Below are 15,308 nucleotides of genomic sequence, written 5' to 3' on the forward strand. Positions count from 1 at the left end.
ACCGGACCACTTTTTCTAAATATTTGCCCCCAACTTGACTCAACCAAGCTAATTTTTCCCGTTTTCTGCCCCCGATTTGACTCAACCGGGCTTGGTTGACATACTTCGGGGGCTTTTTTCTGCAAAAATCAGACTGGTTGACATACTTCGGGGGCAATTTCCGACAAAAATCGGACCGGTTGACATACTTCGGGGGTGATTTTCGCTAAAAATCACACTGGTTGACATACTTCGGGGGCGATTTCCGCTAAAAATCACACTGGTTGACATACTTCGGGGGCAAATTTCGCTAAAAATCACACTGGTTGACATACTTCGGGGGCAAATTTCGCTAAAAATCGGACCGGTTGACATATTTCAGGGGCAAATTTCGCCAATAATCGGACCGGTTGACATACTTTGGGGGCGATTTCCGCTAAAAATCGGACCGGTTGACATACTTCGGGGGCGATTTCCGCAAAAAATCGGACCGGTTGACATACTTTGGGGGCGATTTCCGCAAAAAATCAGACCGGTTGACATACTTCGGGCGCGATTTCCGCAAAAAATCGGACCGGTTGACATACTTCGGAGGCAAATTTCGCAAAAAAGTCGGACCGGTTGACATATTTCGGGGGCAATTCCCGCTAAAAATCGGACCGGTTGACATACTTTGGGGGCGATCACAGCCAAAAATCCACACCGGTTGACATACTTTGGGGGCGATCCCAACCAAAATCAGACTGGTTGACATATTTTGGGGGCGATCCTAGCCAAAAATCCACACTAGTTGACATACTTCGGGGGCCACACCCGACCCAGATCACACAAAAAACCGACCTCGCGGTCGGTTTTCTTACTGATATTCTTTTTTCGGCCGGTAATAGCGCTGGCCATCTTGCGAAGACAGCGGCAAGGTGAAGTCGCCCGGCTTGGTCGCGCTCAGCTCCCGCGTAATCGCGTTGACTGCCGCGTCCAAGTCATCGATCCGGTGCAACAGCTCCGCTTCTAGCAGTGCCGGCAATTTCGGCGAACCGTACTCGTACTTGCCGTGGTGGGACAAGACCATATGCCGGAGCAGGAGCAGATCCTCGCTCTCCTGGTCGATCCCCAGCGCCTGAGCCGCCAAAACCAGCTGCTCGTCGATCAAGACCAGGTGCCCGATCAGGTTGCCTTCAGCCGTGTACTTGGTCTGGACCGGCCCCGACAACTCCAGCACCTTGCCCATGTCGTGCAGGATGCAGCCCGCGTACAAAAGCGACCGGTTGACCGCCGGGTAGTTGTCGGCCAGGCCCCGCGCGTCTTTCAGCATGGTCAGGGTATGGTAGGCCAGCCCGCCTTCATAGGCGTGATGGTTAGACTTGCCCGCCGGATAGCTGAAAAAGCGCGCATCCCACTTTTTCAGCAGGTACTTGACCAGCTTATGCCAGTTCTCTTCCTTAATTTCCGCCACAAACTGCCCAATCTCGCGCCGCATCTGCTTCTCTCCTTCCGGAGCGCCGGCGACGAGTTGGCTCACGTCCACGTTCTCGCTGGCGCTAACCGGATGAATGGAAAAAATCTTGATCTGGTCGCGGCCCTGGTAGTCCTCGAGCAGCCCCGCCACTTCCACGATCGTTCCCGTCTCAAAACGCTTGGCGTCTTCTGGCTCAGCCTGCCAGTAGTTGGCCCGGACGGCCCCTGACTTGTCGGCCAGCTGCAAGAGCAAATAGTGCTTGCCCTTTTTGTCCTGCCGCAGCTGGGAATTTTTCACCAATAAGGTCAAGTCAAACTCTTCGCCCTCATTGTAGTCTAGTAAATGTTTAAGCATGGCTGGCCTCCTTCACGTAGCGGTACGGGACTTCGGAAACCTGCTTGGCCAAGTCCTCGCGAGCGGTAAAGACCAGAATCTGCTTGTTCTTGCTCAGCTCGTTTAAGAGGTTCACGATATTGGTCGTTCTTGGCCCATCAAAGTTGACGAAGGAGTCGTCGATCAAGATTGGCAGATCAATCTTGTCCCTAATCTGCATGACAAAAGCCAGCTTCAAGGCAAAGTAGAGCTGCTCCTGCGTCCCTCTTGACAGGTACTGGACGGCCAGCTTCTTTTTGTCGCTTCTAACCACCTTCATCGGCGTCCGTTTGGACACTTTTTCTGGCAAAAGGATGTCCTGATAGCGGCCGCCAGTCAGCAAGGCGAAGTACTTTTTAGCCAAGACCAGCATCTTGGGGAAGCGATCGTTTGACGCCAGATCCAGCGTCCGGCCGATGACTTCGCCGGCCAAAAGCGTTGCCAGGTAGTTCTGGCTGTCGCGGGCAAACTTCTCCTCCAGCTGGGCCAGCTTTTGCTTGCCCTCGTAAACCTGACTGGAGTCGGCGTACTGGCGCTCTTCAGCCTTAATGTTAGCTGACTCTTGCTGCAAAGCCGCCAGGTCGCGGTCGCTATCAGCCAGCTGCTGGCTGAGGCCCGCCATCTTGCCCTTCAAGGCTGCTAAGTCAAAGCCGGCTTTTTCAAAAAGTGGCAGCTGGTCGCCCAGGCTGTTGGCCAGGGCCTCGATCTGCGCCTTAGCCGTGTCCTGCTCGCGCTTAGCAGCAGCCAGTGCTTGGTAAGACGCTAAGTCTGCAACTTTAGCCTGGTTAAAGATGGTCAACAGCTGCTTTTCCAGATCAGCAATCTGCTTTTGGTAGCCAGAAAGCGCCTCCTGCTTTTGCCGGTAAACCCGCTGCTGGTCAGCCAAATCCTCCAGCTGCTTTTCCGCGCCGGCTAGCTGCTTGTTGATTAAGGCTGGTTCATTTTCGGGGGTCTTTTTGGCAAAAAGGGCCACTTCCTGACCCAGGTCAGCCAGCTCGGCTTCTCTTTCCTGGATCTGCTGGTCCAGACTGACCATACTCTTCCGATTTAAAGAGTAGTCCCGGTATGGGGTGACTAGGCTGTCCACCTTGACGCTGCTGCTAAACACGTACTTCTTGGCAAAATCCTGCTTCAAATCGTTAGCAGCTGCCTTTTCTTGCCCCGCCTGCCCCTTTTGGTAAAAGGCATAGGCCAAAAGGCCGGCACCAACCAGCAGCAAAAGGATCCCCAAAGTCCGATTAGCAAAAAGGATCACCAGCCCAGCTGCCAGCAAGATCCCGCCTGCAAGCGGCAACCCTTTGGACAGCGGTGCCTCATCTACTGCTTCGGCCTGGCTTTCGGCGTTCACCTTTTCCCAGTCAGCCTGCAGCTGCTGGAAGTCGGCCACGGGCATGTCCTTAACATCGGCTAGGTCAGGCGAAAATTCCAAAATATTCCGCTGCTTGTCTTCCAGCTGCTCGTATTGGAGCTGGCTCGTCTGCAGGGTCCGGGTCAAGTCCTCTAGCCGTCCTTTAAAATTGGCCAGCTGGGCTTTGGCCCCTGACAGGTCAGTCAGGTCGACTGGCTCGGCCACTTCCTTGGCCGCAGCCGTCTTCAAGGCCTTGATTTGGGCGTTTAAGTCCACCGCCTTTTGGTAAAGATCGGGGTCAAAGGCCACGTCTTTTTGCGCCTTTTTTAAGCGCAGGTAGTTCTCATAATTTTGCGCCTGCTCCAGCAATTTCTCGCACTGCTTGAGCTCGGCTTCTTGCCCCTTGCGAATGGCCATCAGGTCCGCCAGCTGCTTTTGCTTGGCTAGGCGCGCTGCTTCTAGCTTTTGGTAGTCGTCAAAGGCCGACTCGTTAGCGGCCACCTGCTCTTTTTTCTCGTTCAGCAAGATCAGGTCCTGGTTGACCGGGGCCTTTTTCCCGCTGGCCTTAAAAAGGTCCTTGGCTTCTTTAGCAAAGTCGCTCCGGATAGACAGGAGCTTGCTCGATTCGGCCGCCCCCAGGTAGTAGATGTTCTCCAGAATCTCTTCTTCAGACAAGGAGGCGAGCTGGCGCATCAGATCTTCGTTAAAAATAAAGCTGTCGGCGTAGAAATTCCCATCAATATTTTGAATCTGGTCGTAAAAAAGGATCTCCGGCACTTCCTGGCCCCGGTGCCAAACCTTGACGGCGCCGACCTTGCTCTTGTCGCCTTTAGAATAGGTCCGCTCGATTTCCCAGTCGCCGTCGCCGGCAAAGACCAGCTTGCCCCCCATGGGGTAGGCCTTTGACAGGGGCTCATAATCTTCAAAAAAGCTAGACGCGGTATTTTTCAAATTGAAGCCAAAGAGGATCTGCTTGATAAAGGCGACCGTGGTGCTCTTCCCGGCTTCATTTTCGCCAAAAAAGGCTGCCAGGTTGCCATCAGGGAGGTCAAAAATTTCATCGCTGAATTGACCAAAATTATAAATTTGGATTTGCTTTAACTTCATTCTCCGCTCCCCCCAATGTCTTGCAGGCGGTCAGCTAGTTTAACGGAAACCAGTTCCTTGACCTGGGCCAAAAATTCTGGGTTCTCCGCCAGCCGCCGGGCTTCAGGATCCTTTTTAATCCAAGAAGCTGCCAGCTGCTTAATCTTTTCTTCAGACAAAATCTCCACCTTGGCCCGGTCTAAGGCCGCCTGGTCGGTACTGGACAATTGGACTAACCCTCTCACCTTGACCCGGAAGTCGACTAGGCGGGCCGAATTTGCCTGGCTTGACGCTTCTTCCCAGGCCGCTGGGTCCTGCCAAAATGTCAGCTGGTCCGGCGTCAGGTATTCTGAACCCGTTAGCTTCAAACTGACAAAAGTCTTAACGCCCGCACTCTCATGAGCCCGCAGGGTCGCCGCAATCTTGTCTGCCAAGTCGCTGGCTGACAATGGAGCGTCCAAAACCAGATTTGCCTGCTCCCAGACGATCTGGCTGGTTGGGCAAAAAGTCAGCTGGCTCTGCCCGCTTTCTTCGTCCACCTCGACCAAATAGCAGCCCTTGGCCCCTAATTCGCCGATATCCCGGCCCTGGATGTTGCCAGGGTAAACGACCAGCGGCTTAGCCAGCAGGGTCTGGCGGGCGTGAATATGGCCTAGAGCAAAGTAGTCATAGCCAAGTTCCCGCATCCGCTCCAGGGTAAAAGGCGCATAGACGTTGTTTTGCCCGGCGGCCTGCCCGGCATGCATCAGGCCAATGGTAAAGCTTGGTGCTTTTTCCGGGAACTGCATGAGCAGGTCTTCTTCAATGTGGTTGTGGGCGTAGGAAAAACCGGTCACATTGTAGGCAAAGCCGGACTTAGTAGTAAAGTCCTTGCGCTCGATCTGCTCGCCGTCGCCAAGCAGGGTAAAATGCGGCCCCTCCTTGACCAAGAGGTCGCTTTTTCGCATGTAGTCGTGGTTGCCGAAGATCATCACGACTTGAATGCCGGCCGCGGTCAAGCGGTCGATCTCTTTTTTAAAAAAGACCTGGCTGGCGGGACTTGGCTTGTTAGAGTCGAAAGTGTCCCCAGCGATCAAGACCAGGTCGACGGCTTCTCTCACGGCCAAATCGATGATCCGGGTAAAAGACTCGTTAGCCGCATCTTTAATTTCTTGATATTCGCTTTTTGGCAAAAAAGATAGCCCACGAAATGGACTATCTAAGTGCGCATCAGCTAAATGGATGAATTTCATTAGGCTTTTCTCAAATCTTCGTAAGCATCTGCCAGCGGTTGGCTAATGGACTTTTGCAAGTCGTTCATCAAAGCGTAAACGCCTTGTTCAGCCAGCAGCATCCCTTGCAAGGTAGTGTCTTGGGATACTCGGCTGTTTAGGCTGGCAAAGTGGTCCTTTTGTTCTTGGCTCAGTTCCTTGCCGGCGCTTTGGGCTTCCATGACTTCCATTTGTGCTGCGTCCAATTCCTTAAACAAGGCGAGGCTTTCAGGACTCGCCTTCACCTTGTCCATGGCAGCCTTCAAGGCTTCAAACTGTTGGGTTTGGCGGAGGTCTTCAGCCATTTGGTTGGCGGTGTCGTAAATGTTGATCATTTTTTCTATTTTCCTCTCTAATTAAAAAAACTAGGTAAAAATCAGCTTAATTTCCAGTAATCTTATTGTACCATGACTTGAAGCTAGACTCAGCATTCTTGAAGCCATCATCGATAGCTTCTTTGATCTTTTGGCCAAAGCCAGAACTGGATGACGACGATGAGCTGGACGAGTCGTTGGCGCTGGTTTCAGCGGCTGAAACCGTGAACTGGGTCTGCTTACTGTATGGCAAAATTCCTTCCATCTCAGCTTTATAGAGCGTGGTAATCCCGGTTTCGGAAATCCCCTGCATGTAGTGGGTCTTGTTGGTCGTGTCAAAGCCGACCCAGGTGGCGACGACCACGTCAGGCGTGTAGCCAACGATCCACTGGTCCTTGGTGCCGTAGGCAAAGGAAACTTCGGTTGACCCGGTCTTGCCGGCCACGGAGTAGCCAGACGGCTTAGCGTTGACCGCCGTCCCCGTCGTAAAGACGGACAGCAGCATTCTGGTCATTTCCTTGGCCGTTGACGAAGAGATCACCCGGCTGGTTCCTGTGTCATTATTTTCGGCGATCACGTTGCCAGAAGCGTCGGTGATCTTGGTGATCAGGTAAGAATTGTTTGGCAAGTTGCCGGAATTGGCAAAGGCGGAGTAGGCCCGGGCCATCTGGACCGGGCTGACCCCGGTAGACAGACCGCCCAGGGCCAGGGCCAGGTTTTGGTCCGACTTAGAAACGGTAATGCCAAACTTCTTTAAATAGCTTACGCCAGTTGACACCCCGATCTTGTTTAAGAGCCAGACCGCTGGGACATTTTTACTCTGGGCCACGGCCGTGTACATTGGAATGGTGCTTGAATATTGGCCATCGACGTTGACAGGCGTATAGTTATTTTTGCCAAAAGCCTGCTTCTTGTTAGACAGGCTTGAATCATAGTGGTAGCCATTCTCAAGAGCCGGGGCGTAAACCGCCAGGGGCTTGATGGAACTCCCTGGCTGGCGCCGCATCTGGGTCGCCCGGTTGTAGCCGCGGAAGACGTGCTTGCCGCGCCCGCCAACTAAAGCCTTGATAGCCCCAGTCTTAGGGTCCATGGCCACGCTGGCCCCTTGGGCCCGGGCGCTTCCTGACGGGTTAGACGGGAAGTTGTACTTGTTCTTGAAGCTGGATTCCATGGACTTTTGGTAATTTTGGTCCAGGCTGGTGTAAATCTTGAGCCCCTTGCTCATGATCTCGGTTTCCGTTAAGCCGTATTTTGAGATGGCTTCAGAGATCACGGCATCAAAGTAGTATGGGTACTTGTAGCCGGAATTGGATTGATAGTTGTCAACCAGGTTCATCCCCTGCTTTTTAGCAGCATTAGCCGTGGACTGGCTGATGGCTTGATTATCCACCATCAGCTGCAGCACCACGTTCCGTCTTGAGGTCGCATTTTTCACCGAGTACAAGGGGTTATAAAAGGCGGGACTTCTGAGCATCCCGGCCAGGGTCGCCCCTTCAGCCACGGTCAGCTGGCTGGCATTTTTGCCAAAATACTTCTTGCTGGCATCCTGCACCCCGTAAATCCCGTTGCCAAAGTAGGCGTTATTGAGGTACATGGCCATGATCTTCTTTTTAGAATAGACCTTGGTAACCTGAATGGCGTAGAAAAATTCGGCGACTTTCCGGGACAGGGTCTGCTTTTGGGATAAGATCGAGTTTTTAACCAGCTGCTGGGTAATCGTCGAGCCACCGCCAGAAATATGGCCAAAGTGGATCAGGTAGCTAAAAACGGCCCGGGCGATCCCTTTAGGACTAACCCCCAGGTTGGTCCAGAAGGTCCGGTCTTCAGTGGCGACGACGGCCTTTTGCACGTTCGGGGAAATCTTGCTTAAGGAGACGTAAGTCCCCTTGCCCGAGGACACGGAGCCGGCCTTTTTGCTATTTTGGTCGTAAATGATCGTTTTTTGCGACAAGGAGGCCTCCAGGTTAGATAGGTTGGCCGTCTTGACGACAAAGGTATAATAAGTAGAGATGCCTAAGAAAAAGGTCAAGCCCAGCAAAATGATCCAGCGAATGATCTGGAAACGGTGCAGGAAGTACTTGATCCAGCCGCCTAAGCCGCGGCGATTATTATTCAACTTTTTTTGAGATTGGCGATTGCGCCGGTTTTCCATTTAAATTGCTCCTTCTCCGTGAGTCAAAGTTTAAACACTTTGATTTTAACACAAATGCAATAGAGGACTAGCAAGTTATCCAATTCTTAACTGTGATAAGGCAAAGAAATTTTTAGAAAAGAGGCGCAGATGAACTACCATTTTTCCTTGATTTACCCGGACCGGGAGGCGGCATCTGTCAGCGATTTGCTGCGGGAGCTCCTGGTTCCTCGTAAGTGGCGGCATTTTTTACGCATTGAAAAAAAGGTCCTGGTGAACGGACAGTATTTGAACTTCAACGAGCTGGTTAAGCCCGGCGACACGGTGACGCTGGACCTGAACCAGGTGGAGTCTCTTCAAGGGGACTACCCGGCGAGCGGCAGCATGCCGGACATCGTCTATGAAGACGACAACATCCTGATTATCAACAAGCCTAAGGGGCAAAAGACCCACCCCAACCAGGGGGAAAACGGGACGGCGCTAAACGACTGCGCCACCTATCTGGGTTATAGTCCCTACATCGTCCACCGCCTGGACATGCTGACCGGAGGTCTTTTGCTCGTGGCCAAAAATCCGGCAGTGGTACCGATCTTGAACAGACAGCTGATTTCGAAGACCCTGAAACGCGACTACGTGGCGGAGGTAGACCTGTTGTCGCCGCTTAACGTGGGCGCGGCGGGCACGATCTCGCTGAAGGTTGGACAGGATCCGGATGACCAGAGAAAGCGCATGGTGCGGGAAGACGGCCTGCGCGCCGTTACCCACTACCAGGTGCTGGCGGTAGATGAGGCCAAGCGGCGGGCGCGAGTCGCCCTGTCGCTTGAGACGGGCCGGACCCACCAGATTCGGGTACACCTGGCTGCGTCTGGCTGGCCAATTGTCGGGGACCCGCTTTATAACCCCTTGGCCGCGGGCTCAGATGAAGATTTGCAGCTGACGGCCTGGCGGCTGTCTTTCACCAAGCCCTTTTCCTTTGACCGGGTGACCGTGGTCTTGCCGGATCAGGGTTAATTCCCTATTTTTAGGGAAACTGTCGGTTGACCGAGTCCTTTTTTAAAAAATATCCCAAAACTATGCAAGACGACAAAAAAATTTCCCTTTTCTATGCAACACTCCAGATTTTCCCCCTAAAATTATGCATGACTTCTCAATTTCATCCAATTTTTCCTGCACATTTGCTTTTCAGCATTAAATAAACTATACGCTTGCTGATATTGCATAGAGTTCTGGCTTTGATTAAAAAATTTCGGGACCTATAAAGTCATCTATTGCATACTTTTGGGACATTTTTACCAACCGTTGCAGACTTTTGGGACTTTTTTACCAACCGTTGCAGACTTTTGGGACTTTTTTAGCGACCGTTGCAGACTTTTGGGACATTTTAGCTGGTCGTTGCATATTTTAGGGAAAACCACCTCCACCAAAATCCAAGACAAAAGAAAAAAGATTTCTAGCAAAGCTAGAAATCTTTTTTGCAGCTAACAGAAGATTATTCTTCGTTAAGTGAGCTTCTGTCGAATGAAGCGTCAGCTTCCTTGTCGTCGATTGATGGAGTACCCATCCAGCTGATCATTTCCTTCATTGAGTCAGTGATAGCTTCAGTACCTGGCAAGAGCAGCTTACGTGGGTCGTAACCCTTCTTGCTCTTGTCTTGGTCCTTGCCTTCTTCGATGTACTTGCGAGTAGCTTCTTGGAATGCAAGTTGGAATTCAGTGTTGATGTTGATCTTTGAGATACCCAAAGAAATTGCCTTTTCGATTTGGTCTTGAGGAATACCTGAACCACCGTGCAAAACAAGTGGAGTGTCAGGAACAGCTTCAGCGATTTCCTTAAGACGGTCGAAGTTCAAGCCGCTCCAGCCTTCTGGGTAAACGCCGTGGATGTTGCCGATACCGCAAGCCAGCTTGTCAACGCCAGCAGCTACGAAAGCCTTAGCGTCTTCAACTGAAGCAAGTTCGCCGGCACCTTGGTTTTCACCAATCTTGCCGATTTCAGCTTCAACAGAAATGCCGCGTTCGTGAGCCAGCTTGATGATTTCCTTGGTCTTAGCCAAGTTTTCTTCAGTTGGCAATGCGTGACCGTCGAACATAACGCTTGAGTAGCCAAGCTTGATACATTCAACAGCTGAGTCGTAGTCACCGTGGTCCAAGTTCAAGATAACTGGAACTGAGATGTTCATTGAGTCCATTGAGTCTTCTACCAAGTCCTTAACGAGCTTGTAGCCACCCATGTACTTAGCAGCACCAGTTGAAACTTGAATCAACAATGGAGTTCTGGTTTCTTCAGCACCACGAAGAAGTGCGCGAGTCCATTCCAAGTTGTTAGTGTTGTAGGCACCAACAGCGTAGTGTTCCTTACGAGCCTTCTTAAAAATGTCATTACCGTTAACGAAATAAGCCATAAAATTACCTCCTAAGCTTCTTACATCTATATTGTACCCAATAATGAATAATTGAGCAAATAAAATCTTGACTGTAAGCGTTTTATATGATAATTGTTTGTTTCCGTTAACTCTGCGTAAAAATTGCGGATTTTTTTACAAAAATCTCCGTGAAAAAAGCTGGCCGCCTCAGGCAACCAGCTGACTGCTCGTTTAACAATGAACAAGTTATTTCATCTTAATTTCGACCCGGCTGCCAACCGGCAGTCCGCCATTCATCCGCTGCTCATACAGCCACTTGGCATCGCTAACGCTGAGGCGGACGCAGCCGTGGCTGTCTGGCTTCTTGCCTAAAGTAGTCAGGTGGGTGCCGCCCTTATAGCCGTAGTAGTAGCTCCCGACCTTGACGCCGGACTTAAAGTTGTTGATTGGCACCGAGTGGAAGAGGTAAACGCCGTGGTCGTGGTAGGAAATGTAGTACCGTGCCCCAACCCCATTATTATTATAAAAAACTTCCCCGCCCTCTTCTTGAATCTTGTAAGTGCCAACCGGGGTGTTGGACTTGCCATTTTTAATGGCGCCAGCAGACGCGTACATGGTGTAAACCGGCTTGTCGCCGCTCATCACGTAAGCCCGAGAGCCCAAAACCGACACCCGGATCCAGACCTTATTGTACTTACTCAAGTTTGGATAAGCCCGCTTTTCGCTAGACTTGAGGTAATATTTTCCACTCATGGCCCGCATGTCAGCGGGATCCGGAAACGGCAGCAGCGTCTTCTTTGAAGCTTTTTTCTCAATTTTTTGGGCAGGCCGGCGCACGTGGCCAGTCCCACCTGCTTCTGGCTGCGGCTCAAAAACCGGGATTAGCATCAAGCAGGTAATAATGCCAATTAGTCCCATCCCTAGCAGATTATGGGCCTTACTCATATCTATTCTTCTCTCTTCTTTTTTGTCTTTTACTTTTTTCAAAAATTGCCTAGCAAAAAGATGACAATTTTCAGTATTTCTTATTTACTATTATCTAGCAAAAAACATGAAAAAGATAGTGGACCGCTTTTAAGTTTTATTAAAAAAGAACGAAAGCAAAGCTTTCGTTCTCTTAAGTCATTATCTCTTAGCCGTGACCAGGCTGCAGCGAACCGTATAGCGGGCGGTCCCATCGTAGTTGCAGGTAAAAAGGCTGAGGTCGTATTTATTATCCACCATCTTTTTAATCGCGGTCGGCTTGATGATTTCCATCTTGGCGACCCGGTAAACGAAGGTGTAGCCGCTGGTGCCCACAAAGTTGACGGTGTCGCCGATATTCAAGTTGGTCAATTTGCCAAACTGAGTGGTGAAGTTGTGGCCAGCCACCACCCAGTCCCGGTTCTCGGGCTTGCCGTAGTAAGTCGCCGGCGACACTTCCAGCTGGCTAAAGCGCCACTTGGCAGCTACCGGCAAAGACAAGCCGAGGCTTGGAAAAGACAGGTAGCCGCTATAGGCGGTGCCATTTACCTTGGCCGTTTTCTTTAAGCTAGGCTTGGCAACCTTGGTCCCGGTCGACGCTTTCAGGGAAGTGACGACCTTTTTGGCAGATGAGCCTGCTAGGTGGTCTTCAATCAGGTTGTGGCCGAGTAACAGTCCAGCCATCACGATCAAAATGACCCCTAGCAGCATCCTGATTCTGCCTTTTTTTCTCATCGCTCGCTGCTCTCCTGGGCAGCCCAGCCCCAAGTAAAGAAGGTTAAGCCAAGCAGTGCCAATAGCGGGATTGGCCAGTTGAGCTGCCCAGTCTGCGGCAGGCTCTTGACCACGCGGTTAGTGGCAGATGGCGTCTTCTTGTTTTCCTTAATAGTTGGAACAGCAGGGTGTCGGGGATTGGACTTCACTTTTTTACTGGTGCTTGGCGTCGACGGCGTCTTGTTGCTGCTTGGAGTAGTCGGCGTCGTCGGGTACTTTGGCAAGGAAGTGATCTTCTTCTTCATCTTGGGCTGAGCAATGATGTTGCTCATGGATTTGCCGTCAACGGTGTACGGCAAAACGACGCAGAAGGGATTCATCTTCTCATAGCCAGAGGCTGCCGTGTCCTGGGTGACCAGGTAAACGGCATCCCCTTCCACATTGACGCTGGCTTCACCAGAATCAGAGATTTGCGCGCTGACCCCAGACAGCTTGCCCTGGTTGGCTGTCACGTACGAAGCCAAAGTATTGGCAAAGTCGGCGGTCATGATTTGGTCCTGACTCAAAGAGGAGATAGACTTAGTCACGGAGCTGAACTGGCTGGTATATTGGAACTTGCCAGCACTGTCTTTCTTAGCGACCTGGTAAACCACCAGGCTGCCGCCCTTGATTGCAACGCCGGTCTGCAGGTCGTGCATCTGAATGGTGATGTTGCTAACATCGGCCGCGTCAACCCTGTCTGCTTTTTGAAAAACAGGTAAAAGCAAGCAAGGGAGCATGGCCAAGGCCAGGAAAAAGCTGCAAAGTGGATGAGATTTAACTTCTCTCAAGGAATCACCCTCTCTCTACTTAAGAGGCTAAGCCTTTCTGGAGTGCTTAACAATTCTAAACAGCCAGAAAAGCACAATCAGAACAAGTATAGTTACTACACTATAGTATATAATTTTTTTCAGCGGTAAGTAAAATCTTGAACTGCCTTTTTTACTTTCCGGCAAGTTCTTGACCCGGTGGCCCCGAACCAGCATTCTTTCAGTGTTGATGCCGTATGGGGTACAAGTTAAGAGCGTGCAATAGTCTTTCCCCTTTACGATATATAAGTATTTCGTGTTGCGAGGTTTAACGACATGTATTGTATCTACCTTATAAGTCAGCTTCTTATTTAAGACCGTGACCATAAAATAGTCGCCCTTCTTGATCTCGTCTAGGTCGGTAAACAAGGTGGCACTCGGTAGGCCTCGGTGGCCGACTAAGACCGAGTGGGTCGACTTGCCCCCAACCGGCAGGCTAGTGCCCTTCAGGTGGCCAATTCCGTCACCCAGGATGCTTTCGGAGGTGCCATGGTAAATTGGCAGGTGGACCTTGATCTTGGGGATGTCGATGAAGGCCATCACGTCGGTACTTGAAAGGCGGAGCTGCTTATTATATCCAGGGATCAGGCTTGGATGGTAAAAAGCAGCGGGGTTATTAGCCAGTTCTTGATTATACTGATGGGCTTGTGTCAAAAGTTTCGTCAGGTCTTGCTGGCTGGTCTTTTTCACGATCCCCGCATAGTTGTTAACGACCGTCCCGTGCATTTTGTTATTGAGATAGTCGGCAATCATGGGGTAAAAAAGGATAGTGAAACCGGCCAGGATGATGATCAAACGAATGATTAATGACTTATTCTTTTTCACTTAAATTCCTAATTATTGCAGCTTCTTCTTCTTGAGGCTTGGGAAGGCAACTGCGGCAACAACCACCAGGGCACCAACTGCTAAGAAGATGTAGCGGCCCATGCCACCAGTGCTTGGCAAAACTAAGCCAGTGTCGGAAACGTTGTTAACGTTAGTTGAAACAATACCGCTCTTGGTGTCAGCAGTTAAGCTGTTGTTGTCTACACTCAAAGTCTTCAAAGCAGCACCAGCAGTGTTTTGGCCTTCAAAAGTTGCAGTAATCTTAAAGGTCACATCATCTGCCTTGTGGTAACCCTTCGGTACCGTAGTTTCGCTAATCTTGTATTCGCCTTGGTCCAATTCCTTGAAGACGTACTTGTTCTTCACGTTTGAATCAGAACCAGCAACAGCATCGTCTGGGGTTAAGACCTTAACTTCCTTGTATTCGCCGTTTGCATCCTTCTTGTACAGGGTAAAGCCAGCACCGGCCAAAGCCTTTTGGCCAGTAACCTTGTTAACGTCTAATTCGTAAGTGTAAACCTTGGCGTTCTTGTTGGTAGTTTTACCTTCACCACCACTAGTTGGGTTGTTGGAGTAGTGCAATTGAACGTTGTTGACGTTGCCGGCTGCACCGATTACGGCATCCTTGTTCAACTTAGCGTTGTAAGTTACAACGATCGTGTCATCAGTTGAAATCTTGTGATCTTCAACCAGCTTCTTGAGGTCCTTCAAGTCAACTCTCAAAGAAGTCGTACCATCGTTATTTTTAGTTACAGTTGCCTTCCAATCAGTATCCTTGGTCAGCTTAGTTGCGTTAGTAGCGTTAATCCCCTTAGCGTAGCCGCTAGTTACTTTTTCAGCTTGAACATCGATTGAGCTTTCGTCTAAGTCTAAGCCCTTTGGCAGTTCGTCAGTAAAGTAGTAGGTGTAGTTGTCGTATGACTTGATTTGGCTGGAGATGGTCCCAGTGATCATGTATGGGATGGTGTCGCCTGCAGCATAGTCAGTAGCGTCAACGTAGCTTCTTGCGCTCTTGTCCTTGTCGCCTTCCAAGACCTTCTTGTGAACGATTGGAGTGCTAGACTTAACGTTCAAAGTTACGTCCTTATTTACCAAACCGGTAAGCAAAGTTGCTGAGTAGTTGTGTGGGTTGTCAGTATTGTCAGCAGTGGCGTCAACTAGCAGGTAGTAACCAGCTTCCTTGTCAACGTTGACAGTGTTGTCACCACTGTTAAAAGTCTTATCTGGTTCAAGCTTTGCTGATTGGATGTTCTTGTACAGCTGGTCAGCAAACTTTCTCATCTCGCTGCTTTCACCAGTGGTTGAGTTGGTTGACTTTTTATTTTCTTCTTTATTCAAAAAAGCCTTAAATGACGTAAAGTCTTTTACGCTTGAATCTACTGATTTGGCAGCATCTAAAACAGCCGTTTCATACTTGTCATTCAAAGTATACTTAACGGCATCCTTGTCTTGGCCGTTAACTTCAGCTGTCATGATACGGTAGCCGTTGTACTTAAAGTCTTTAGCCTTGTCATTGATGGTTAACTTAATGGTTTCTGGAGCGGTGTCCGCCTTGGCTAAGCCGGGCAGAGCCACAAACACACTGAGCAATAATACTAAGGCACTGAATAAGTGACTCAGCTTGTGTCCGAATTTAGACATTCGTTTTTACCTCTTTCTT

15 protein-coding genes are annotated in these 15,308 nt (G+C 50.3%); 1 reads left to right on the forward strand and 14 read right to left on the reverse strand.

Annotated elements, in window-relative coordinates:
- Positions 1-81 precede the first annotated feature (81 nt).
- The 8 genes from FC20_RS10300 to FC20_RS03340 all read right to left on the reverse strand — a co-directional run bounded on the left by FC20_RS10300 (position 82) and on the right by FC20_RS03340 (position 7,957).
- Entirely contained in the window at positions 82-354 is a 273-nt protein-coding gene (locus FC20_RS10300; protein WP_156402948.1) for a hypothetical protein, read from the reverse strand.
- Between the two features lie 3 nt (positions 355-357).
- Positions 358-564 (reverse strand): hypothetical protein, encoded by a 207-nt coding sequence (locus tag FC20_RS10305; protein ID WP_156402949.1) that lies wholly within the window; start codon positions 562-564, stop codon positions 358-360.
- A gap of 98 nt (positions 565-662) precedes the next feature.
- Complete coding sequence (locus tag FC20_RS10310) at positions 663-806, reverse strand: hypothetical protein (RefSeq protein WP_154486820.1); 144 nt, start codon at positions 804-806, stop codon at positions 663-665.
- Between the two features lie 29 nt (positions 807-835).
- Positions 836-1,789, reverse strand: coding sequence for a 3'-5' exoribonuclease YhaM family protein (locus tag FC20_RS03320; protein WP_008462234.1), 954 nt, complete (start codon positions 1,787-1,789; stop codon positions 836-838).
- Entirely contained in the window at positions 1,782-4,262 is a 2,481-nt protein-coding gene (locus FC20_RS03325; protein WP_008462236.1) for an ATP-binding protein, read from the reverse strand. Before FC20_RS03325 ends, FC20_RS03320 begins: the two co-directional genes overlap by 8 nt.
- A complete protein-coding gene (locus FC20_RS03330; protein ID WP_008462237.1) occupies positions 4,259-5,473 on the reverse strand; it encodes a metallophosphoesterase family protein in 1,215 nt (404 codons plus the stop codon). The genes FC20_RS03325 and FC20_RS03330 overlap by 4 nt, the downstream gene beginning before the upstream one ends.
- Entirely contained in the window at positions 5,473-5,826 is a 354-nt protein-coding gene (locus FC20_RS03335; RefSeq protein ID WP_008462239.1) for a YlbF family regulator, read from the reverse strand. Before FC20_RS03335 ends, FC20_RS03330 begins: the two co-directional genes overlap by 1 nt.
- 46 nt (positions 5,827-5,872) lie before the next feature.
- Positions 5,873-7,957 carry a transglycosylase domain-containing protein gene (locus tag FC20_RS03340; RefSeq protein WP_008462241.1) on the reverse strand — a complete coding sequence of 695 codons (2,085 nt, stop codon included), beginning with the start codon at positions 7,955-7,957 and terminating at the stop codon, positions 5,873-5,875.
- Between the two features lie 129 nt (positions 7,958-8,086).
- On the opposite strand from FC20_RS03340, the gene FC20_RS03345 reads away from it, so the two are divergent.
- Entirely contained in the window at positions 8,087-8,947 is an 861-nt protein-coding gene (locus FC20_RS03345; protein WP_008462243.1) for an RluA family pseudouridine synthase, read from the forward strand.
- Positions 8,948-9,425: 478 nt separating this feature from the next.
- Here the strand turns inward: FC20_RS03345 and FC20_RS03350 are convergent, their stop codons facing one another.
- The 6 genes from FC20_RS03350 to FC20_RS03380 form a co-directional block, all read right to left on the reverse strand.
- A complete protein-coding gene (locus tag FC20_RS03350; protein WP_008462245.1) occupies positions 9,426-10,337 on the reverse strand; it encodes a ketose-bisphosphate aldolase in 912 nt (303 codons plus the stop codon).
- Positions 10,338-10,544: 207 nt separating this feature from the next.
- Entirely contained in the window at positions 10,545-11,243 is a 699-nt protein-coding gene (locus FC20_RS03355) for a L,D-transpeptidase (protein ID WP_056945317.1), read from the reverse strand.
- Between the two features lie 180 nt (positions 11,244-11,423).
- A complete protein-coding gene (locus FC20_RS10025) occupies positions 11,424-11,996 on the reverse strand; it encodes a sortase (protein ID WP_082610474.1) in 573 nt (190 codons plus the stop codon).
- The gene (locus FC20_RS10740) at positions 11,993-12,805 is read right to left on the reverse strand and encodes a hypothetical protein (protein ID WP_008462255.1); all 813 of its coding nucleotides are present in this window, start codon (positions 12,803-12,805) and stop codon (positions 11,993-11,995) included. The genes FC20_RS10025 and FC20_RS10740 overlap by 4 nt, the downstream gene beginning before the upstream one ends.
- 27 nt (positions 12,806-12,832) lie before the next feature.
- On the reverse strand, positions 12,833-13,648 hold the full coding sequence (locus tag FC20_RS03375; protein WP_008462258.1) for a class C sortase: 816 nt from the start codon (positions 13,646-13,648) through the stop codon (positions 12,833-12,835).
- Positions 13,649-13,660: 12 nt separating this feature from the next.
- A complete protein-coding gene (locus FC20_RS03380; protein WP_008462260.1) occupies positions 13,661-15,289 on the reverse strand; it encodes an isopeptide-forming domain-containing fimbrial protein in 1,629 nt (542 codons plus the stop codon).
- Between the last annotated feature and the right edge of the window lie 19 nt (positions 15,290-15,308).

Source organism: Lactobacillus equicursoris DSM 19284 = JCM 14600 = CIP 110162 (assembly GCF_001434815.1).
Classification (GTDB): Bacteria; Bacillota; Bacilli; order Lactobacillales; family Lactobacillaceae; genus Lactobacillus; species Lactobacillus equicursoris.